The sequence below is a fragment of the Nocardia sp. CC201C genome (genome assembly GCF_030010695.1).
In the GTDB taxonomy this organism is placed as follows: domain Bacteria; phylum Actinomycetota; class Actinomycetes; order Mycobacteriales; family Mycobacteriaceae; genus Nocardia; species Nocardia otitidiscaviarum.
This window is the reverse complement of the sequence record NZ_JASCXP010000098.1, coordinates 1-19,666: the sequence shown is the minus strand read 5'-3', so window position 1 is coordinate 19,666 and position 19,666 is coordinate 1. Positions and strand designations below refer to the sequence as shown.

Annotated in this window: 23 protein-coding genes and 1 tRNA gene; 11 read left to right on the top strand and 13 right to left on the bottom strand. The window is 67.6% G+C overall.

The features are described from left to right. From QK444_RS13230 to QK444_RS13215, 4 genes are all read left to right on the top strand, one after another. The coding region (locus tag QK444_RS13230) for a YdcF family protein (protein WP_282780166.1) at window positions 1–527 on the top strand (527 nt) is incomplete at its 5' end. A gap of 3 nt (window positions 528–530) precedes the next feature. Further along, entirely contained in the window at window positions 531–1,784 is a 1,254-nt protein-coding gene (locus tag QK444_RS13225; RefSeq protein ID WP_282780164.1) for a deoxyguanosinetriphosphate triphosphohydrolase, read from the top strand. 125 nt (window positions 1,785–1,909) lie between these two features. Next, entirely contained in the window at window positions 1,910–2,623 is a 714-nt protein-coding gene (locus tag QK444_RS13220) for a hypothetical protein (protein ID WP_282780162.1), read from the top strand. Between the two features lie 138 nt (window positions 2,624–2,761). Beyond that, entirely contained in the window at window positions 2,762–3,376 is a 615-nt protein-coding gene (locus tag QK444_RS13215; protein ID WP_282780160.1) for a 2OG-Fe(II) oxygenase family protein, read from the top strand. Window positions 3,377–3,389: 13 nt separating this feature from the next. On the opposite strand, the gene QK444_RS13210 is transcribed toward QK444_RS13215, so the two are convergent. The 3 genes from QK444_RS13210 to QK444_RS13200 are packed head-to-tail and all read right to left on the bottom strand — an operon-like array spanning window position 3,390 to window position 5,260. Beyond that, on the bottom strand, window positions 3,390–4,064 hold the full coding sequence (locus QK444_RS13210; RefSeq protein WP_282780158.1) for an ABC transporter ATP-binding protein: 675 nt from the start codon (window positions 4,062–4,064) through the stop codon (window positions 3,390–3,392). After that, a complete protein-coding gene (locus QK444_RS13205; RefSeq protein ID WP_282780156.1) occupies window positions 4,061–4,609 on the bottom strand; it encodes a biotin transporter BioY in 549 nt (182 codons plus the stop codon). Before QK444_RS13205 ends, QK444_RS13210 begins: the two co-directional genes overlap by 4 nt. 60 nt (window positions 4,610–4,669) lie before the next feature. Further along, the gene (locus tag QK444_RS13200; protein ID WP_282780154.1) at window positions 4,670–5,260 is read right to left on the bottom strand and encodes an energy-coupling factor transporter transmembrane protein EcfT; all 591 of its coding nucleotides are present in this window, start codon (window positions 5,258–5,260) and stop codon (window positions 4,670–4,672) included. A 109-nt stretch (window positions 5,261–5,369) separates the two neighbouring features. On the opposite strand from QK444_RS13200, the gene dnaG reads away from it, so the two are divergent. Continuing rightward, entirely contained in the window at window positions 5,370–7,286 is a 1,917-nt protein-coding gene (dnaG, locus tag QK444_RS13195) for a DNA primase (RefSeq protein ID WP_282780152.1), read from the top strand. A gap of 44 nt (window positions 7,287–7,330) precedes the next feature. Here the strand turns inward: dnaG and QK444_RS13190 are convergent, their stop codons facing one another. Further along, complete coding sequence (locus QK444_RS13190; RefSeq protein ID WP_029932092.1) at window positions 7,331–7,576, bottom strand: hypothetical protein; 246 nt, start codon at window positions 7,574–7,576, stop codon at window positions 7,331–7,333. Window positions 7,577–7,762: 186 nt separating this feature from the next. On the opposite strand from QK444_RS13190, the gene QK444_RS13185 reads away from it, so the two are divergent. Continuing rightward, window positions 7,763–7,835 (top strand) — tRNA-Asn (locus tag QK444_RS13185). A gap of 98 nt (window positions 7,836–7,933) precedes the next feature. Here the strand turns inward: QK444_RS13185 and QK444_RS13180 are convergent. The 5 genes from QK444_RS13180 to QK444_RS13160 all read right to left on the bottom strand — a co-directional run bounded on the left by QK444_RS13180 (window position 7,934) and on the right by QK444_RS13160 (window position 10,773). Further along, window positions 7,934–8,059 (bottom strand): hypothetical protein, encoded by a 126-nt coding sequence (locus QK444_RS13180; RefSeq protein ID WP_282780150.1) that lies wholly within the window; start codon window positions 8,057–8,059, stop codon window positions 7,934–7,936. A 306-nt stretch (window positions 8,060–8,365) separates the two neighbouring features. After that, window positions 8,366–8,647 carry a hypothetical protein gene (locus tag QK444_RS13175; protein ID WP_282780147.1) on the bottom strand — a complete coding sequence of 94 codons (282 nt, stop codon included), beginning with the start codon at window positions 8,645–8,647 and terminating at the stop codon, window positions 8,366–8,368. Window positions 8,648–8,663: 16 nt separating this feature from the next. Continuing rightward, entirely contained in the window at window positions 8,664–8,894 is a 231-nt protein-coding gene (locus tag QK444_RS13170) for a hypothetical protein (RefSeq protein ID WP_282780146.1), read from the bottom strand. Window positions 8,895–8,968: 74 nt separating this feature from the next. Further along, window positions 8,969–10,399: a hypothetical protein gene (locus QK444_RS13165; protein ID WP_282780144.1), complete on the bottom strand. Its 1,431-nt coding sequence runs from the start codon at window positions 10,397–10,399 to the stop codon at window positions 8,969–8,971. A gap of 62 nt (window positions 10,400–10,461) precedes the next feature. Next, window positions 10,462–10,773, bottom strand: coding sequence for a hypothetical protein (locus QK444_RS13160; RefSeq protein ID WP_282780142.1), 312 nt, complete (start codon window positions 10,771–10,773; stop codon window positions 10,462–10,464). Window positions 10,774–10,980: 207 nt separating this feature from the next. Here QK444_RS13160 and QK444_RS13155 point away from each other — a divergent pair, with 207 nt between their 5' ends. Next, window positions 10,981–11,358, top strand: coding sequence for a hypothetical protein (locus tag QK444_RS13155; RefSeq protein WP_282780140.1), 378 nt, complete (start codon window positions 10,981–10,983; stop codon window positions 11,356–11,358). A gap of 46 nt (window positions 11,359–11,404) precedes the next feature. On the opposite strand, the gene QK444_RS13150 is transcribed toward QK444_RS13155, so the two are convergent. Continuing rightward, window positions 11,405–13,432, bottom strand: a complete 2,028-nt coding sequence (locus QK444_RS13150; RefSeq protein ID WP_282780138.1) for a TerD family protein — start codon at window positions 13,430–13,432, stop codon at window positions 11,405–11,407. Between the two features lie 318 nt (window positions 13,433–13,750). Between QK444_RS13150 and QK444_RS13145 the strand changes: the two genes are divergently transcribed. From QK444_RS13145 to QK444_RS13135, 3 genes are all read left to right on the top strand, one after another. Beyond that, on the top strand, window positions 13,751–14,338 hold the full coding sequence (locus QK444_RS13145; RefSeq protein ID WP_282780136.1) for a DUF4352 domain-containing protein: 588 nt from the start codon (window positions 13,751–13,753) through the stop codon (window positions 14,336–14,338). Between the two features lie 78 nt (window positions 14,339–14,416). Continuing rightward, window positions 14,417–14,683, top strand: a complete 267-nt coding sequence (locus tag QK444_RS13140) for a DUF2277 domain-containing protein (protein ID WP_039811582.1) — start codon at window positions 14,417–14,419, stop codon at window positions 14,681–14,683. A 12-nt stretch (window positions 14,684–14,695) separates the two neighbouring features. Continuing rightward, window positions 14,696–15,214 (top strand): DUF1992 domain-containing protein, encoded by a 519-nt coding sequence (locus QK444_RS13135; RefSeq protein ID WP_282780134.1) that lies wholly within the window; start codon window positions 14,696–14,698, stop codon window positions 15,212–15,214. A gap of 60 nt (window positions 15,215–15,274) precedes the next feature. Here QK444_RS13135 and QK444_RS13130 read toward each other — a convergent pair whose 3' ends face one another. Together QK444_RS13130 and QK444_RS13125 are read right to left on the bottom strand one after the other, a co-directional pair. Beyond that, window positions 15,275–16,204 (bottom strand): NAD-dependent epimerase/dehydratase family protein, encoded by a 930-nt coding sequence (locus tag QK444_RS13130; RefSeq protein ID WP_282780132.1) that lies wholly within the window; start codon window positions 16,202–16,204, stop codon window positions 15,275–15,277. Between the two features lie 40 nt (window positions 16,205–16,244). Further along, a complete protein-coding gene (locus tag QK444_RS13125; RefSeq protein WP_282780129.1) occupies window positions 16,245–17,273 on the bottom strand; it encodes an FAD-dependent monooxygenase in 1,029 nt (342 codons plus the stop codon). 283 nt (window positions 17,274–17,556) lie between these two features. Between QK444_RS13125 and QK444_RS13120 the strand changes: the two genes are divergently transcribed. Continuing rightward, a complete protein-coding gene (locus tag QK444_RS13120) occupies window positions 17,557–18,570 on the top strand; it encodes a YdcF family protein (protein WP_282780127.1) in 1,014 nt (337 codons plus the stop codon). On the opposite strand, the gene QK444_RS13115 is transcribed toward QK444_RS13120, so the two are convergent. Next, entirely contained in the window at window positions 18,571–19,488 is a 918-nt protein-coding gene (locus tag QK444_RS13115; protein ID WP_282780124.1) for a toprim domain-containing protein, read from the bottom strand. It abuts the gene before it with no gap. Window positions 19,489–19,666 lie beyond the last annotated feature (178 nt).

The window sequence follows — 19,666 nt, the reverse complement described above, 5'->3', positions numbered from 1 at the left end:
GGATCAGCGACTACTCGAAGGCCGACGCCATCGTGGTGCTGGGCGCGGCCCAATACGACGGCACCCCGTCCACGGTCTTCGAGGCGCGCCTGGACCAGGCGTACCGGCTGTTCCAGCGCGGAGTGGCCCCGCTGATCGTCACCGTGGGCGGAAAACAGCTGGGCGACAACTACACCGAGGCGGCCTCGGGCAAGAACTATCTGAAGTCCCGCGGTGTCCCGGCCGACAGCATCCTGGCCGTGGAAACCGGTTCGGACACCCTGCAGAGTGTGGAGGCCGTCGCCAAGGCCCTCCAGGCCCGGGACAAGACGTCGACGGTGCTGGTGAGCGATCCGTGGCATTCGCTGCGCACCCGCACCATGGCCCGCGACGCGGGGCTGGAGGCGTGGACCGCACCCACGCGCACCGGCCCGGCCGTCTACACCCGGGAGTCGCAGGCGCACGGCATCTTCCGGGAGACCTTCGCCCTGATCTGGTACCGGATCACGCACTACTCGGCCGATTTCGAGTACACCGCGGAGCAGTGAGCCATGAGCACCGATCCGTACACCGACGACGACCGGGCCCGCCTGGTCACCGAATCCGCCAAGACGGCCGGACTCAGCTGGTCGTCGACTCCGGCGCGCCGCACCGATTTCTCTCGCGACCGCGCGCGAGTGCTGCATTCCGCCGCGTTGCGGCGACTGGCGGACAAGACGCAGGTCATGGGTCCGCGTGAGGGCGACACCCCGCGCACCCGGCTCACCCATTCGCTCGAGGTCGCGCAGATCGGCCGCAGTATCGCCGACGGGCTGGGCTGCGATCCGGATCTGGTCGATCTGGCCGGAATGGCGCACGATATCGGCCATCCGCCCTACGGCCACAATGGTGAGCACGCCCTCGACCAGTTCGCCGACGCCTACGGTGGATTCGAGGGCAATGCCCAGAACCTGCGGATTCTCACCCGCCTGGAACCGAAGGTCGTCGACGAGCGCGGGGTGAGCGCGGGCCTGAACCTCACCCGCGCCGCCCTCGACGCGGTGATCAAGTATCCGTGGGGGAGAACCGCTCCCGGCGGCAAGTTCGGCGCGTACGACGTGGACATGGAGCGGCTGGAGTGGGTGCGCCGGAATGCCCCGGAGCGCCGCCAGTGCCTGGAGTCCCAGATCATGGACTGGTCCGACGATGTGGCGTACTCCGTGCACGACGTGGAGGACGGTGTGATCGCGGGCCGCATCGATCTGCGCGCGCTGGGCGATCCGGTGGAGCAGGCCGCCCTCGCCGAACTCGGTGCGGCACAGCACCGTTCACTCGATCCGGAAGAGCTCGTCGCTGCGGCGCAACGCCTGTCCGAGCTGCCGGTGGTGGCCGCCGCCTGCGATTACGACGCGTCGCTGACGGCCTCGGTGGCGCTCAAACGCCTCACCAGTGAATTGGTCGGCCGCTTCGCTACCGCCGCGGTGGAGGCCACCCGGGAGGCGTGGGGCGGTCGCCGACTGTGCCGCTACGCCGCCGACCTGGCGGTGCCCCCGATCGTCGCCGCCGAGGTCGCCGTGCTGAAGACGGTCGCCCTGCGCTACGTCATGTCCGACCGTGGCCACCAGGACCGCCAGCGTGACCAGCGCGATCGCATCCTGTCGGTCGCCGACCACCTGCTCGCCAAAGCACCGAACGGGCTGGATCCGGTACTGCTGCCCTGGTGGGAGGCCGCCGCCGACGACACCGCCCGGGTGCGTGTCATCGTGGATCAGATCGCGTCCTACACCGAGAGCCGGTTGGAGCGCGTCGCGGCCGCGATCCCCTAGCGCACCCCTAACCGGTCGCGAAACCTCGAACCGCCGCCGGACGATATGTCACCCTGGAAGGTGAGAGACCGTCGCGCCCAATCGTTGCCGCGGCGGTAATTCGGCGAGCAGGGGACACGATGCCGATGGGACTCGAATCAGCCGTCGACCTGGATCGGTATCCGTTGGACCGCCGTGACCCCGCGGTCCTGAAAACCCTGATGGCACAGTGGCGTGCGGAATTCGAATCCACGGGCACGGTGCTGCTGCGCGACTTCTTGACAAGGGGAGCCATTATCGAAATAGCCGAGATGGTCGTGGAATCGGACGATTCCGTAGCGGACTCGACCGTCGGTGTCACCACGCTGACCTACGACCGAATACCCGAATCCTCGCCACTGAAACTCCTCTACCGCTGGGAACCACTGCTCGATGTCGTCTCCGGTGTGGTCGGCGAGCATGCGTACCGGTCCGCGGACGACCGCGCGGCGGTGACGGTGCACGGTCACGAACCCGCCGATGAGAAGTGGCATTTCGATGCCGCTGACTACACGCTCACCCTGCATGTCCTGGCCCCGGAGTACGGCGGCATGTTCGAGTACGTGCCGCTGCCCTGGGCGACCGGGGAATCGTTTCCGGCCCAGCTCATCGCCGGTCCGCGCCGACATTCGGTGCGGGTGCTGCCGACCCTGCCCGGTGCGCTGATGCTGCACGCGGGCAGGCTGTCGGTGCACCGGGTGACGCCGAGCCGGGGACCGGTGCCCCGGGTGAGCGCGACCATGGATTTCCATTCCCGTCCCGGGCGTACCCTCGGCGAGGAAGCCCGTCGCCGCCGGTTCGGCGCAGAGGGTCGACCATGAGGTCTCGAATTAGGGGGGCTGATCGCCGTGGGCGATAGATTCCGCGTACCAACGCTCGATGTGGCCGGTCTGCGAACGGACCGGGCCGATTTCGGCACCCGGCTCCGAGACGCGTTGGCGGACACTGGTGTCTGTTATTTGATCGGCGTCGAGATTCGGCAGCTCCCACTCGTCGACGTTCTCACGGCGGCCAGGCAATTCTGCGCGCACGCCGCCGCCTCGGGGGTGATCGATGTCGCGCACCTGCCCGACGATGTCGCGACCGCCCCGCTGCGCCAGTCGGTCTCGGACTGGGCGCGCGGCCTCGCGGCACTGTCACCGGATCTGCTCGCCGCGCTCGCTTCGGCACTGGGATATCCGGAGGATCACTTCGACCGCTGGGTCGGTCGAGTGACGGCGGTGCGCCCGCAGCTCGTGCACGTCCGCCCGGAGCCGGACCGGCGCTGCACACCGGATACCGCCGTCCACGGTGACACCGGCTTCCTGACCTTCCTGCTGCCGGACCTGCTGTGCGGCCTGCTGATCGAGGACTCCGCCGGACACTGGCGGGAGGTGCCGCCCCGGGAGAATTCGGTGCTGCTGACGGTCGGCGGTGCGGCCGAGGCCGCCACAGCGGGGCAGGTGCGCGCCGCCGCGCATCGGCTGTGGTCCCCGCATGCCGCCAAGGGCCGGGTCGCCGTCACCATGGCGGTCGAATCGACCGTCGAATTCCGGTCCGCGCCACCGCGGTTCGCCGCCAACTCGCACGGCTGACGCGCGGATTCGGCTACGGGTGCATGGCGAGGTAGTGGGCGACGCTGTCGGCGGGCGGCCCGTCGGCGACGACGCGGCCCTCGTCGAACACCAGGACACGGTCGAAGTCGGCGAGCAGATCGAGATCGTGGGAGACCACCACCACGCGCTGCGGCAGGGTGTGCAGCAAGCGCGTGATGCGGCGCTTGTTGCGCAGGTCCAGCAGCGTGGTCGGCTCATCGAAGACGACGTGGTCGGGTCGCACGGCAAGTACCGCGGCAATGGCGAGCAGCTGTTTCTGTCCGCCGCTGAGCAGATGGGCGGGGTGGTCGCGGTAGTCGCTCAACCCGTACTCGGCGAGCACCTCGGTGACGCGGGCGGCGATCTCCGGCTTGGCCAGCCCGTGGTGCTTCAACCCGAACGCCAGGTCTTCGGCCACGGTCGGCATGACGATCTGCACATCGGGGTCCTGGAAGACGAAGCCGACCCGTTTGCGCACCTCGCGGCCCCGCTTGCGGGTGTCCAACCCGTCTACTCGCACCCGGCCCTCGGTCGGGATCTGCAAGCCGTTGAGCAACCGGGCGAAGGTGGACTTGCCCGAGCCATTGGAGCCGATGACGCCGATGCGGTGCTCGCTCAGCGTCAGATTCAGCCCGCGCAGCACCTCGCGCTCACCGAAACGATGGCCGACACCCTCGAGTTCGATCATGCGCGGGCCGGGATGAGAGGGTAGGCCCGGCGCACGGCGACGGCGGCCAGTGAGCCGATCACCGTCTTCACCGCATCGCCCGGGAGGAAGGCCGCGGAGGTGACGATGGCCTTGCCGAGCGGGATATCGGCGGCGACGGCCATCCACGGAATGCCGATGGCGTACAACACGATCGCCCCGCCGAAGAAGTTGATCGCGAGCGCGACGGGCAGGCTGTAGCGCCGCCACAGCCGCTCGGTCAGCAGACCGATGACCAGCGCGCCGACCGGATAGGCGAGGACGAAGCCGCCCGTCGGACCGAGGATCACCGATAGGCCGCCGCGTCCGCCCGGCAGCACCGGCAGTCCCACCAGGACCAGTACGACGAACAACAGCATGGCCAGGGTGCCGCGCTTCGCGCCGAGGATCGATCCCGCCAGGATCACGCCCAGGGTTTGCGAGGTGAACGGCGCGAAGGCCCCCGGCAGTTGGATGAGCGGGAAGAACCCGAGCACCACCATGATCGCCGTGAACAGCGCCACTTGCGCCAAATCCCTACTACGCACCGGAGCATCGTAGGGGAGGGGCGGGTGTGATCTGGTACGGCGGTCTCGCTCGCCGCGGCGCTACTGCAACCCGCGGGCGTCGAGGGCCTCGCCGAGATTGTCCGCCATGCGCAGGGTGCGGATGAGCAATGGAATGAGGAAGGCGGTGCTGCGCTCGATGCCGCGCGCCCGCTGCGCGGCCCGCACCAGCTCGGCCTGTTCGCGGATGACCGGAATGAAGCGGATGGTCATGGCCACCAGCAGGCCCACCCGCTCGGGCCGCACACCGATCGGTCGCAGCGGGCCCAATGCCCGTTCGATGGTGTCGATCATGGCCGAGGTACGCGTGGTGAGCGTCACCAGATTCGCCAGCAGCACCAGTGCCAGGATGCGTTCGCTCACCAGCACGGCACTCACCCAACCGGTGAACATCAATTGGGCGATGGCGATCAACACCAGGAACGGGGCGATGGCCAGCACCTGCCGCCCGGTCGCTCGCCAGGGAATCCGTGCCAGCGCGTACAGGGCCAGTACGACGCCCAGCGCCACCGCCAGCCACACCGGCGAGGTGACGAAGAACAGGGCCGTGCCCGTGGTCGCCAAGACGATCAGCTTCGCTCCGGCGGGCACGGCATGCACCGGCGTCCGGGCGTCGTGATAGAGGCTGAGCACCGCTAGATGGTGGCATGCGGCCCACCCTTTCCCGAGGTGCGGGGGCCGGGGCCGATCTCCGGGTGCGTCCGGGTCTCGCGTGTCGCCGTGGCGCGGCTAGACTCGCGGCGTGGCCGGACGACTCCCTGATCGTGATATCGCAGCGATTCGTGAACGAGTCCGGATCGAGGATGTCGTGGGCGAATACGTCGCCCTGAAGGCGGCCGGTCCGCTCTCGATGAAGGGCCTGTGCCCGTTTCACGACGAGAAGTCCCCCTCGTTCCACGTGCGTCCGCAGCACGGCCACTTCCACTGCTTCGGCTGCGGTGAGGGCGGCGACGTCTTCGCCTTCCTGCAGAAGATCGAGCACGTCGGATTCGTCGAGGCCGTGGAGCAGTTGGCCGACCGGATCGGCTACAAGATCAATTACGAGGGTGGCGGGACCTCGGTGCAGCGCGACCGCGGCACCCGCAGTCGCCTGGTGGCAGCCAATCAGGCCGCCCACGAGTTCTACATGGCGCAGCTGGGCGAGCCCGGAGCCGAGGCCGCCCGCAAGTACCTCACCGATCGCAATTTCGACGCGGCCGTCGCCCGCCAGTTCGGCTGCGGCTACGCACCCGGCGGCTGGGACGCGCTCACCAAACATCTGCTGCGCCGCGGCTTCGAGTTCAAGGAGCTGGAGGCGGCGGGTCTGTCCAAGCAGGGCCGCCAAGGCCCCATCGACCGTTTCCACCGCAGACTGCTGTGGCCCATCCGCAATCTCAGCGGCGATGTGATCGGATTCGGCGCACGTCGGCTCTACGACGACGACCAGATGACCGCCAAGTACATCAACACCCCGGAAACGATGCTGTACAAGAAGTCCCAGGTGTTGTTCGGCCTCGATCTGGCCAAACGCGAGATCGCCAAGGCACATCAAGCGGTGGTGGTCGAGGGCTACACCGATGTGATGGCCATGCACCTGGCGGGCGTCAAAACCGCGGTGGCGTCCTGCGGTACGGCCTTCGGTGAGGAACATCTCGCCGTGCTGCGCCGCCTGCTCATGGACGACAACTTCTGGCGCGGCGAGATCATCTACACCTTCGACGGCGACGAGGCCGGGCAGGCCGCCGCCCTCAAGGCGTTCAGCGGCGACCAGAAGCTCGCGGGGCAGACCTATATCGCCGTGGCCCCCGACGGCATGGATCCGTGCGAGCTGCGCCAGCGCTCCGGCGACGGCGCGGTCCGCGACCTGGTGGCCCGCCGGGTTCCCCTGTACGAGTTCGTGATTCGCGGCCTGCTCGCCGAACACAACCTGGATTCCCCCGAGGGGCAGGTCGATGCCCTGCGCCGCGCCGTCCCCGTGGTCGCGCAGATCAAGGACAACGCCCTACGCAAGGCGTACGCCACCAAGCTCGCGGGCTGGGTCGGCTGGGACGACATCCAACTCGTCGTCCGCCGCGTCGGCGAGGAGGCCCGCAAGATCGCCCGCGGCGGCGCGCGCCCCGGCATCCCGGGACGCGAAGTGGCGCAGGAGGTCACGGCACACCCCGCCGCCCGCCCCAACCCCAACGACCCGACCCTGCTCCCGCAGCGCCAATCCCTGGCCGCCGCACTGCAATACCCGGCCCTGGCGGGTCCGATCTTCGACACCCTCGACCCGGAGGCCTTCACCCACCCCGCCTACATCGCCGTCCGCACCGCCATCACCGACGCCGGCGGTGTCTCCAGCGGCATCGGCGGCTCCGAATGGGTCGCCCTGGTCGCCGACAACACCCCCGACCTGACGCTGCGCGCCCTGGTCTCCGAACTGGCCGCCGAACCGCTCCCGGTCAAATCAGCCGACGACGTCCCCCGCGTCATCACCGGCGTCCTGGCCCGCACCCAGGAAGCCTGGGTCGGCCGCCAGATCGCCCAGCTCAAGTCCAAACTCCAGCGCATCTCCTCCACCGAGCAGACCGACGCCTACCTGGAACTCTTCGGCGACCTGGTAGCCCTGGAGCAGTACCGCAAGAGCCTGCTCACCCAGGCCATGGGCAACTCCGACGACTTCGCCATCGGCAGCTGAGGCGCGGCTCCCGCCCAGGGCACGACGGCGCAGCCGAGCCCTCGTCAGCGGCGCAGCTGATCCTGCGGCACCATCACGGTGGTGCGCTCGTCCAGCGGCACCATCGGCTCCAACTTCGGCTGCGTACTCAACTTGTCCGCCAGCTTCTGCCGACTCACCAGCACCAGCTTCCGCGTGACCGGACTCTCATTGATCGCCCGCGCCGTCTTGCTGATCTGCTCATACCGAGCCCGCCCGGCCTTCGCGCCCAACACATACCCGGCAGCGACGCCGATGATCAACCGCAGCATTGAGAAGTGCTCCTCCCGTAGGCCAGTCCGCGCCTACATCCTGCCCGAACCCCCCACCCCCTGTCGATCCGGCACCCCACCCCCAACCCACCACATGTCCGCAGGTAGAGGGGCGATTTGGGAACTTCCCCGAACGTACGCTAAAGTTTCAATCCGTTCGGCCCGCCAGGCCGGAACGGGAAGCAATCCCCTATAGCTCAATTGGCAGAGCAGCCGACTGTTAATCGGCAGGTTTCTGGTTCGAGTCCAGATGGGGGAGCGCACATCGGCTCTCTACCAGTGCAAACGGTAGAGAGCCGAATTCGTATCCACGTCGATCCAATGGAAATCGGATACTTTCCGACTACATTCCACCGACTACTTTCCGGTCTCGGCGATGTGCTGCTCGCTGGCCCCGGGCCTGGGCACCCCGTCGGTGTCCGGCATGGGGTTTCGCCGGATTTCTCGGACGATGCCCTCAATGAGCGTCTCCCAATCTCGCATGTTTCGCTCCTGTGGTGATCAGATCGATGGCGGATAGTCCAACAGGCATTCCCCGCTCGACGGCAGCGTGCCTGCCCGAAACGACGTCGCACGGTATCTGAATCGCCTGTGTTTCGTGCCCAATCGCGCTGTCGACATCACACGGCGGCATCGCGAACACCATCGGTCGCAGCTCCACCGATATCGGTCACTCGCTCCCGGTGCTGGCGGACGCACAACTGGTTGTTCGGGAAGCCGATCCATTCAATGGCGGAGCGGGCTTCGACGAGAACCTGCGAGCGGGTTCCTTCTGTGACTGCCAGCAGTTCACCAGAGTTGACTGATAACCGTGGCTGCCGCGAAGCACAGCAGTGTGCCGATCACGGCGACGAGCAGGCCGGCTCCTGTCTGGCGTGCACGGCCGCCCGACAAGCAGAGGATGGCCGCGGCGACGAGTTCGGCGACGTAGAGGAAAGCGAGGAGGAAGACGAGCGAGGGGACGATCGTTACCGGGAACAGGTTGATCGTCAAGGTGATCGTCGCTGCGGACACGGACGCCGGGCCGAACCAAGCGGTCACTCCCGAGTTGGGTCGATCGGTATTCACCATTGCGACGGCCCCTGTCCTACTTTGCCGAAAAGTAGAGCAGTGCAATGAGTACCGTAGCCGCACTCCACGCAGATGCAGCTACCACGGCGGCCGTGGCGACGGCGCGAACGGATCCCGATCCCCACCACCGCAACACTGCCGCGTATCCGGCCGACACCGCTGCGGCAATGACGAAGGCTCCCAATGGAATCTCCGTGGCTTCGGAGTCGATGAGCCGGCCGGCGATGAGCAGAACCAGTGTGTTCACGACGAACCACCCGGCGACACTCCACGTCGCCGCCGTCCAGTACCGGCGATCGGAACCAATTGCGCTGTGCCCCATCAGATCATTCCCTTCGGCAGTGGTACGTGAGGTGGGGTGTCGACGAGTCCGAACGGTGTCGACTGTGTCGGATTTCCTGGCACGTCGTATTCGTAGTTCCAGTCGTGGAACCTGGGAAACACGGTGTCGGGATTACCGATGTCGTGGTGGAAGGGCAGGTTGACAGCTGGACCCCACGATCGGCCGGTAGCCGCGGGATCGATGGCGACGGTGCGCGTCGCGCCGGAGGGCAGATCCTGGTAGGCCTCCAGTGACGGGTAATCGGTGCGGGTGCCCGCGAGCGTGACCCCGTCGCGGCCGGGCGTGAAGACCAGGTCGCCGTTGACGGTCATTTTGTGATCGTCGAGGTTGACCGTCGTACCGTTGCCATCGAGTATCGGTGGGTCCGCGGCCAACTCCGGTGCGAAGGGATTGCCTGCGCTGTATCGGATACGTATCGAACCATCATCGGCTTGCCACACCTCTCCTGCGGGAGCGCTGACACGGACCTCGCCCGGAGTACCGTCGGCGTTCTGAACGACGGAGGGGTTCTGCCGCATCACGACAATGCCGTTGTCGTAGTCGATGTACGTGGTGACCCGGGCGTGTTCGGGATCGAAGTTCGGATCGGCGCTGCGGTCATCGCCTCGATCGCGACCACCAGGGTTGTTCCATTGCGGATTGCTGACATCGCGCTGTTCGATGAAGTGCGAGGTCCGGACCAGCCCCTGGCCTTCTGCCGGATTGATCCGCACGACCCGGATTTCTGGAGGGACCTCGCGATACTTGGGGTCATAGCTGTAAGGGTTGAGCACCGCCGCGGTCGCCCAATCGACATCGGTGACTGGTGGGCGGCCGAACATATGGGTGAACGCCGTCGCCGAGGCTACGGTTCGGGGATCGGAACTGGCGGGAGCCGGGATGGTGGTGCCGGGTGCTACCGGTGCGTCGATGGCGTCGCCGAAATTGCTGCCCGCGTCGCGGACCTGCTGCGCAGCACCTCGGATCGCTTGATCGAATTGGGTCACGGCATCGTGCAGGCCGTAGAACGCGGCGTTGACCAGGCCCTGCTGACCGGCCACGCGCTCGTCGATCGCTCGTCGATCGGTGGCCGTGGTGCTCGGTGGATAGGTGACGTCGACCTCCCATCGATCACTGACGCGGATCACCTCACCGGCGACGGCAGCGTGCGGGTCCTCGGCGTCGGCAACCTTGCCCAAGAGGACGTCTCGTTCGTCGAACAGTCGCCCAGCGGCCTGGTGCAGGATGGCGACCAGGTCGGCCACCTCGTTCTCGATCTTGCGAGCTTGCCAGTGATCTTCTCCAACCCGGTCATATGCTGCGAGATACGCCTTCCCCGACCAAGCACCGTCGATGTCGGCGAAGTGCCGAGGCATCCGGTCGACCTGGTAGTTGTAGGTTGCATTCCCGCTCGCGACGACGCCGGCCAACTCCGACAGTGCGGCGGGATTCCAGTTCACGACGTTCAGTCGAGTCAGTGCCCATCCGCTCATCAGCGGCCCCCGGTGCGGAAATTCATCGCTTCCAACCGTCGGCGGAACGCGTCATCGGTGGCCGCGACGTCATTCGCGACCTGTGTCATCGCTGCCGAGATCTGCGCGATTCGCTGCGAGGCGCGTAGCCACGCACCTTCGGTGTATTCGGTTGCCAACTCGCAGGCCGCATCGAGTGGAGTTCCCGGCAATGCTGCAGCAACTGACTGCGCCGAGGTGCGGACGTCTATGGCGTCAATCGTGGCGGCAACCTCGTCGAGAGTGCGCGCAAGCCCGTTGATCTGCTCGATATCAGCTTCGAACATGGCCACGGCGACTCCTCTCCGGGCGTTTCCAGCATGGCTCTCGAAGGATAGCCGGTAGGTACGGATTGCTGCAGCGCTGGTCAGGGTGCGTGGCGATGGTTAGTAGGACTGCCTTCGCAACTATTCAGCACTCATGAATCCGGTACTCGCGGAGACGGTCGAGCCTGCCGGCCGGGACGGCAAGCCGCCCGCGTCTCGGGCAAGATGAGTCGCATGAAAACAGCACGTGCGGCATGTGCTCTGTCCGCGATGGTCCTCGCGGTGATCGTGGTGGGGGGCTGTTCAGCGGATGAGGCGACGCCTGCGTCCGCATCGACTTCGACATCCACCGCTGTCGCCGCGACCAGTACAACCACGACCACTACGAAGACGTCCGCGCAGGCAGCGCCGCCCGCGACGGTGGACGATCCGCTGAGCGTGACGTGTGGGCAGTTCACAAAGCTGGACAAGGCAGCTCAGTTGCAGGTCATTCAGGCGATCTTCGGGGACGATCCCGCTAAGAACGACGATCAGGTGTCGCTGGCGGACCTGCTGTGCCTGTCGGATTACGTCCAGGACAAGCCTGTCAAGGACGCACTGCCCAAGCCGTGACGGCCACTCGAACCACCGGGGTGAGCACCGGCGGCATCGGCGTGCTTCACGTCGGGTCCGGCCCGTCGCCCTGCGGCTGGTCGGATTGCTTCGGGGCCGCGGGCACCCACCCTCGCAGCGGTTGCACCACCGCTCCGTAGAAAGCGTCGGTCGCCGCTGTCACGCTGGTGATGAAACTGGCCGCGGTGCCGGAGCGGCGGTTGCCCAGAGGGAAGGTCTGTTCCAGGGAGAAGGAGACGATCTCGCCCGCGCGGCCGTCGGTCAGGATCTTGGGGTTCGCGCGGATGGTGTCGAGGTGTTCGCAGGTCTCCATGCCCTTCTCGGAGAACACCGCTTCGACCTGGACTTGGCCGGGGGCGTCAGCGAGTTGGCGGAGCAGCCAGGACAGGCGGCGGCCGGCGGTGCCTTCGTTGGGGGCTTCCAGGGTGGTGCGGCAGCGGATCTTGTTGGTGCGGATGTCGGCGACGACGGCCAGGTCGCCCGCGGTGTCGGGGATGCGCAGGGTCGCTTCGAAGGTGCCGTCGGAGGCCAGACGTTCGGCGACGGCGGTGTTGCGGGCGGCGGGATCGGTGCGGTGCCGACGCGGCAGCAGGTGTTTGACCTCCACGCCGAGTTCGGCGGTCAGGCGCAGGGCGAGGTGGCGGGACAGGGACACCCAGCGTTCGGCGACGGTCAGCGCCTTCTGGTCGCCGGCGCGCAGGGTGCCCGCGGTGACGGCGTCGCGCACGGCGACCCAATGGCGACCCATATCGGTGAATTCGGTGGCTCCGGAACGGGGATGTTCGAGGTAGCGCAGGAATTCGCCGAGGATCCAGGTTCGCAGCTCGTCGTCGACGCCGCCGTGGGACAGCAGCATGCGCGCCTCGTGGGCGATCTCGGCCCAGGACAGGTGCCGCAGGTCCACCTTGGCGAGTTTGCGGCGGTCCACCTCGACCGGCAGTTCGCCGGGGCCCGCGGGGACATCGTTGGACAGGCTCACGACCGCGTCGTACTTCTTCCGGCGTGCCACGTCGAGGTAGCTCTCCAGTTGGTCGCGTTTGAGTTTGCCGGTGCCGGTCTTCACCTCCAGCAGGCCCGTCCACACCCGGCCACCGCGCACGACCTTGAGGACGGCGTCGGGGATGACCTTCGTCTCGCCGCGTTCGTAGTGCACTTCGACGAATCCTTCGAAAGCCCCTGCGGGAGCGCCCATTCGGGCGCAGAGCGCGCGGGCGAACGGTCGTACCGCCTGCATGGTGGCGATCAGGGCGGAGGTGGCGCGGCGTTCCTGCTCCTCGCTCGCGCCCACGCCGACCACCGAGAACAGTCGGGCCGGTTGCCAGGTATCGCTCTCGGCGAGCCGGAATTCGATCGGCTTGGCCTTCTTGGCGATGCGTTTGGCGGTGCGCACACCCCGGGTTCGCGTCGGCTTCGGGACCGTGTCGGCGGCTGCGGAATCGACCTCCGGCGTGACCGCTTCGTCGGATGGCGCGGCCGCTTCGCCGGACGGCGCGCACGCATCCGAGGGGGCTGTCGCGCCGACCGATGCTTCCGGTTCGGTGTCGTCGTCGATGGTGACGCCGAAATCCGTTGCCAGACCGGCGAGCCCGGAATCCCAACCCTGTCCCACCGCGCGCACCTTCCAGGTGTCGGCGCGGCGGTACACCTCGCCGAACAGGAACGCCGACTCCGATGTGGCATCGCCCGACAGATATTCGGCCACCGGATGCCCGGTGCCGTCCACGATGCGGAACGCGATCTTGCCCAGATCGCCGAAGGCGCCGGTGGTGAGACTGCCCGCCAGCGCCACCGTGTGGACGTCCTCGGGCACGGCGGTCAGATCGATCGCGATGCGGGTCTGCGCGCCCTCCTCGGTCGCGCTCGTGCCCAGCATGCGCACCGAGCCGTCCGCCGATTCGGGTTGGTTGTAGAAGATGAAGTCGCCGTCGCCACGTACCTTCCGGTCGGCGCCGAGCAATAGCGCCGACGCGTCGACGTCGATCTCCGATTCCGTCCATCCGATGACGACATCGATGCGTTCCACATCCTCGGGCAGGGGCAGATTCTGACCTTTGGACAGCATTGCTGACGTCACCGTTTCACCCTTCGAATTCAGACTGCGGTGCAATGGGTTTCGACGGTGAGCAAGGACCCGTTACATATCTCGTCTTCGATATGTCGGTGAACAAATGGGCAAACCGGTCACGCATCGTGTTCTGCGCAAAACTCTGCTGACTTCCTGAGCCAGGAATTCGCGATTTCGCGTCGTTCTCACTGACGTCCCGTGCCAGCCGCTCGGACGTGGATAACGACTGCTCCGGTCCGGGCGGATGTCTCAGCACCGGTACGGCAAACCCGCCGTACAGATTTTTCGCAGGAGGATCTCCTTCTGCCCCGACCATGTGGGGAAACAATGACCACACCGCCCCCGGGCTATCCCAACCCGGCACAGCAGCCTGCTGGCGCGCCGTACCCGATGCCACCGCGGAAACGCAAGGTCTGGCCGTGGGTGCTGCTCGCCGTATTTCTGGCCTTCGTCGCCCTCGTCGGCGGCTGTATGGCACTCCTCGGCACCGCCGTCAACGAAGCGTCCAAGAGCGAGGAGCGCCGCACCTCGGCCGCGCCCGTCGGCTCGCCCGTGCGGGACGGGCAGTTCGAATTCGTGGTGACAGGGACCGAACGCACACCGTCGGTCGGTGAGGGATACCTTGCCGAGACGGCCCAGGGCGAATATCTGCTCGTCCACGTCGACGTCACCAATACCGGCACCGAGCCGCGTAGCTACTTCGGTGACAACCAGAAAGCTATCGATGATCAGGGCCGGGAATTCACCAACGACACCATGGCGGAATTGACCATCGATTCCGACCCGAAGGAACTGAACCCCGGCTTCACGGTGTCGAAGACGATCATCTTCGATATCCCGGTCGGCACACGGATCACCGCCATCGAGTTCCACGACTCGATGCTCTCCGGAGGCGCGCGAGTGGCACTCGAATAGCGAAGGCCGCGCCGACCGGCACCGAGCAGCTCGAAACACGGGCTGCCGGGTGTCGGTGCGGCGCGCTAGCCTCGGATTATGTGCCGAAATATCACCGCCCTGCGAGGGCTGGAACCGGCGGCTACGCCGGAGGAGATCAATGCCGCCGCGCTGCAATACGTGCGGAAGGTCGGCGGGCTGTCGAGCGTGTCCGACACCAATCGGGCGGCGGTGGACGCCGCCGTGGCGGAGATCGCGGCGGCCACCGAACGGCTGTTGGACGCATTGCCGGAACGACGGGTGCCGCCCAAGACCGTGCCGCCGTTGCGGCGGCCCGAGGTGAGGGCGCGCATGCAGCGCGCCTGAACGGAGGTTCGCATGGTTGAGCGGAAGCCGGCGGGGACGGGCTTCGAATCGTGGATCGATCGGCAGATCCGCGAGGCGACCGAGCGCGGTGAGTTCGACGATCTGGAGGGGGCGGGCAAGCCGATTCCGGGGGCGGGGACGCCGGTCGACGAGAACTGGTGGTTGCACGGGTACCTGAAACGGGAAGGGGTGTCGGGGGACGCGCTGCTGCCGCCAGCGCTGCTGCTGCGACGGGACATCGAGCGGATCGACGAGAGCGTGCGCGATGCGAACTCGGAGGCCCAGGTGCGCGAAACGGTCGGCGAACTCAATCGGCGCATTGTGGAGTGGCTGCGGATGCCGGTCGGACCGGCCGTGCCGATCCGGCCCGTGGATGCGGACGAGGTGGTCGCGCGATGGCGAAGCGACCGGGTGACGGCGACCGAAACGGCCATCGGAGCCGTCCGCGCCGACTCCGACGAATCCAGCCGAGACCGGGCTGATGCGCCGACGCGCTGGTGGCATCGGCTGTGGGGCGGCCGGCGGCACTGAGCCGCCGTGGCGGCCACATGAGCCAGCGGCGCCGCCGTGGCGGCCACACGAGGCAGCGGCCTACTTCCGCCGGTGTGACCAGCGGTCCTGCACGAGCGCGTCGAGATCGGAAGCAACTGGTGCCCAGCCGATTTCACCCACAGCGCGGCCCGGGTCGATGATCAGCGTGCGCGGTTCGGGAACGGCCGGGCCATGGACCAGGGGGACGCGGCGTCCGGTGACGCGCTCGACGGCGGCGGCCACATCGAGAACGCTCGAGCCTTTCCCGCTGCCGATGTTGTAGCGGCGTGATGGTCCCCGGAGCGGCAGATGCTCGAGCGCGGCCACGAAAGCCGTTGCGGCATCGCGCACATGGAGGTAGTCGCGGACCGCGGTGCCGTTGCCGTTGATCGTCAGGGGAGTGCCGTCGAGAGCGGCGGCGAGGGCGCGCGGAATCAGCCGGGTCGGGTCGGGATCCGCACCGCCCGCGATATTCGACAGCCGCAGTACGGCCGCCGCGAGCCGACCGGTGCTCGCCTGCGCTTCGACGGCGAGTTCGGCCGCCAGTTTGCTGCTCGCGTACGGGTGCGGCGGCGCGTCCGGCAGCTCCTCGCCCATAGGCTGCAGCTCCGGCGACCCATAGATGGAAGCCGTTGAGGCCAGCACGATTCGGCGCACACCGGCATCGGCCATGACCTCCAGCAGCGTGAGGGTCCCCGTGGTGTTGACGCGGAAGTACCGCAGTGGTTCGCTCAGCGAGTCGCGGGCACGCCCTAGCCCGGCCAGATGGCAGACGGCGTCGACTCCGGTCACGGCGGCCCGCACGGCGGACGCGTCGAGCAGCTCGGCGACCCGGATATCCGCGTACCCCGGTGGCCGTCCGCGTACCGTTTCCGGGGTGGCGGACGGCATGCTGCGTACCATTGCGACCGGTTGGTGCCCACCGCTCCGCAACGCCGCGACGACCGCTCGCCCCACATAGCCCTCCGCCCCCGTCACCAGCACCCGCACGACCGACTCCTCTCCACCGGGAGAACGTACGCCCTGCTCCCTACGAGCGCGCCCGCGCGTACAGCCGTTGCGCCTCCTCTCGCTCGGCCGCGATGCGCCGCCGCCGCACCACCATGGCCGCGGCAGGATCCGAGCCGGTCAGGATGGCGCGATGCAACGCGTCCGCATCGTCGATGGCCTCGCATGCTCCGCGACCGGCGGCGGGGGTGATGGCGTGGTCGGCGTCACCGCACAGGATCAGTGGCGGCTGCGGCGGCTTCGCGGTGTCGAAGGGGACCGTTCGAGCATTGGAGACGTGCAGGGTCTCGGTGTGATCGAGCAGTTGGTCGATGATGTCGGTATTGGGTGCGGCGGCGCGAATGTGCTCGGCCCAGACCGAGACCGGATGGAATCCGGTCTCCCGCTGAGGTATCGGCGGTCGGGTCAGGCGCACGAACCAGAAGGCGGCCTCGTCGTTCCAGAGGTGTCCGAAACTGCTGGTCGGCAGGATGCCCGCGCCGAGGCGGCCGTCGAAGTGCAGGACCGAGGGTTCGGTCGACAGGCGGACGGGTCCGATCGTGGTGCCGTAGAAGATGACCTGCCCGGCGTATTCGGGGGTGCGTTCGGGTTCCAGGCGGGTGCGCCCCACGGAGTCGACGCCGTCGGCGGCGATCACCAGATCGTCGATGGCGACGACATGATTGCCGCTGCGCACGGTGCCGCTGGTCGGGTCGACATCGGTGACCGGTGTGTCGAAATGCAGATCGGCTCCCGACCCGCGCGCGAATTCGATGAGCGCGCGCATGAGTTCGGGTCGCCGATACAGCCGATGCCCGCGGCTGTTCAGTTGGTCCCGGCCCGGTGCCAGGTAGTGGAAGCGGAACCCGGAGACTGGATACGACGCCGCCATCAGTGCGGTAGACGGTACTTCGAGTTCCGCCAGCACATCATGAGCATGCCGGTCCAGGACGAGGAATGACCCGTCGCCGCCCGGCGTGCGCCGCTCGAATACCCGGGCCGTCCTTTCATGGCAGGCCAGCGATCCAGCCAGGACTGTTCCGGCGATTCCGCCGCCGATGATCGTGACCACAGCACCTCCTGACCGCTACCGGTCGACACGATTCCCGACCGGCCTTCCCGACGATAGCCGATCCCTGTACGAGCGCATAGCAAATGATCAGCACACGCGGGGTTGCTGGAATCGAGCCTAGGTCGGATTCCGGTTTTCTTCGGTCGAGTTGGAATATGTTGTCCGCTATGCGGCTTACGCTCCGTTATTGCCGGGTATGCGGCCGCGCGAATTCCCGGTGACCGTTCCGTGGTGCGGCGCGCCGAGCCGGGGCCGCGAGCTCGGGCGCGGTTACCGTGGCGGAGTGATAGCGCTGCTGCTCGGTCTCGCTCTGCTGGGGGTATTCGTTGTCCTGATCGTCCGGGAGCCGCGGCGGCTGGTCAACGGGGTGGTGCTGCTCGCCGCGCTCATCTTCAGTGTGATCGGCGTGGTGGACTACGACTCCGAGAGCATGCTCGCCGTTCTCGCCGCGTTGCTGGTGATGCTGTCGCCGCTGCTGGTGCTCGTACTCGCCGGTCTGCTCATGGCGAACGGCGTGCACATGGCGCGCCGGGAGGGTCGGCGGGTGGCGAACCTGCTGTCCCTCGGACTCGGTATCGCCCTCGTCGCACCGTATGTGCTGTTCGTGGTGGCGCTCGTCAGCGGGAACCTGTGGCTGGCGGTGGTGCTGGCCTCGGGCACGCTGGTGGTCAGCTTCATCGGCTTCCTGCTGCTGGCCTTCCTGCTGTACTCGTTCGTCTATCTGCGCCTGCCCGCCGGGCGCGGTGCGGGCGCGATCGTGGTGCACGGTTCGGGGCTGATCGGCTCCCGGGTGCCGCCGCTGTTGGCCGGCCGTCTGGACAAGGCACTCGAGGTGTACGCGGCCGAGGTCGCCTCCGGGTACCGGCCGCTGCTGGTCACCAGCGGCGGCAAGGGCTCCGACGAGGAGCTGGCCGAGGCCGACGCCATGGCGGGCTACCTCATCGACCGCGGACTGCCCGACGCCGCCATCCTGCGGGAGAACCGTTCCGCGACCACGCGCGAGAACCTGCTGTTCACCCGGCAACTGCTCGCCGAGCGTGGAATCAGTACCCGAATGTTGTTGGTGACGAGCAATTTCCACGCCCTGCGTACCGCGATTCTGGCGCGGCGCATGGGCTTGGACGCCGCGGTGGTGGGATCACCGACCGCGCTGTACTACCTGCCGAGTGCGGTGCTGCGCGAGTTCGTCGGCATCCTGTTCGAGCACAAATGGTTCTATCTGACGGTCTGTGTGGCGCTCGCGGCGGCACCGCCGCTGCTGGTGCTGATCCTCGCGGCCATTCCGGGTGAGCAATAGCTAGCGGCGTCGTCGATAGTGGGCGTCCAGCAGCGGCACCGGATCGAGTTCGCTGATCTGATGTCCGGCATCGCAGTGATCGGTGAGGTCCTTGCCGTCCCGGGCCTCGACCACGCGCAGTTCCGCGACCGAGCCCACCAGTGTCGTCGCCACCCGGACGGCCCGCCGGTAGCCCGGCGCGTCCCGGTCCGCGACGATGATCACCCGCCGCGCCCCGCGCAGCCAGGTCGCGTGTTCGGGGTGCCAGCCGAGCGCGCCGCCCGCATTGCAGGTGGCGTACACCCCGCAGTGGCGGGCGGTGAGCACATCCCGTTCGCCCTCGCAGACGAAGATGTCGGCACCGGCGCGAACCGCGGGCACGATCGTCGGCAGGTGGAAGGGGATGCGCGCGAATCCGCCGCGCCGCCAACCACTGTCGGTCATGCGCTGCTGCCAGAAAGTTTTCGCCCGGCCGCGCTCATGGGGAATGTGCATGCGGTGGACGCGACCCACCGGCCGCCCGTCGAGCCGTTCGTACACATAGACGGCGACCCGACGGGGTGCGCCGAGTGGGCGTCCCAGATCGCGGGAGGGCGTCGCGAGCGGCAGTCCGGCGGCCAGCAGGGCGCGATCGGCGAGCGACGGTTCCGGGCACGGTCGCGGGGTGCGTCCGGCGTGCGGGAGCGGTCGGTCGAACAGGTCGCGCACCCGCAGTCCGAGCCGTTCCAGTACCCGTTCGTCCGGGCATCCGGCGAAACAGCGCACCACGGTGCGTCTCTTCTTCCGGTCGTAGACGACTCCGAGCGAGGGGTGGTGACGGCGTCCGTCACCCTCGTGCACCGGGCACAGGTAGCGGGTCCATTCGCCGCTGGTGCGGCCGGGGCCGCTGACCCGGTCGAGCGCGCCGGTAATGGTGTCCCAGGATCGGTTGGTGCCCATGGCGTGTCCTCCCGATTCCGGTGTACCTCGGGGGAGGGGGCCGATGCGAACGTCGCTTGCGCCTGTACGTACCGGGGACGACGGCGGACGGTTCGAGCGGTTTCCGTGACCTTCCGGCGGACAACGGGTCGCCGGAAAGCAGAAGGCTCCCGGTCTGATTCGACCGGGAGCCTGGGCT

Excerpts from the sequence above, each read along its gene's own strand:
- QK444_RS13155 (WP_282780140.1), top strand. The coding sequence starts at position 10,981 with ATGAAAACAGCACGTGCGGCATGTGCTCTGTCCGCGATGGTCCTCGCG.
- QK444_RS13220 (WP_282780162.1), top strand. The coding sequence starts at position 1,910 with ATGGGACTCGAATCAGCCGTCGACCTGGATCGGTATCCGTTGGACCGC.
- QK444_RS13190 (WP_029932092.1), bottom strand. The coding sequence starts at position 7,576 with ATGCTGCGGTTGATCATCGGCGTCGCTGCCGGGTATGTGTTGGGCGCG.
- QK444_RS13210 (WP_282780158.1), bottom strand. The coding sequence starts at position 4,064 with ATGATCGAACTCGAGGGTGTCGGCCATCGTTTCGGTGAGCGCGAGGTG.
- QK444_RS13135 (WP_282780134.1), top strand. The coding sequence starts at position 14,696 with ATGGTTGAGCGGAAGCCGGCGGGGACGGGCTTCGAATCGTGGATCGAT.
- QK444_RS13225 (WP_282780164.1), top strand. The coding sequence starts at position 531 with ATGAGCACCGATCCGTACACCGACGACGACCGGGCCCGCCTGGTCACC.
- QK444_RS13145 (WP_282780136.1), top strand. The coding sequence starts at position 13,751 with ATGACCACACCGCCCCCGGGCTATCCCAACCCGGCACAGCAGCCTGCT.
- QK444_RS13175 (WP_282780147.1), bottom strand. The coding sequence starts at position 8,647 with ATGGTGAATACCGATCGACCCAACTCGGGAGTGACCGCTTGGTTCGGC.
- QK444_RS13115 (WP_282780124.1), bottom strand. The coding sequence starts at position 19,488 with ATGGGCACCAACCGATCCTGGGACACCATTACCGGCGCGCTCGACCGG.
- QK444_RS13180 (WP_282780150.1), bottom strand. The coding sequence starts at position 8,059 with ATGCGAGATTGGGAGACGCTCATTGAGGGCATCGTCCGAGAAATCCGG.
- QK444_RS13140 (WP_039811582.1), top strand. The coding sequence starts at position 14,417 with ATGTGCCGAAATATCACCGCCCTGCGAGGGCTGGAACCGGCGGCTACG.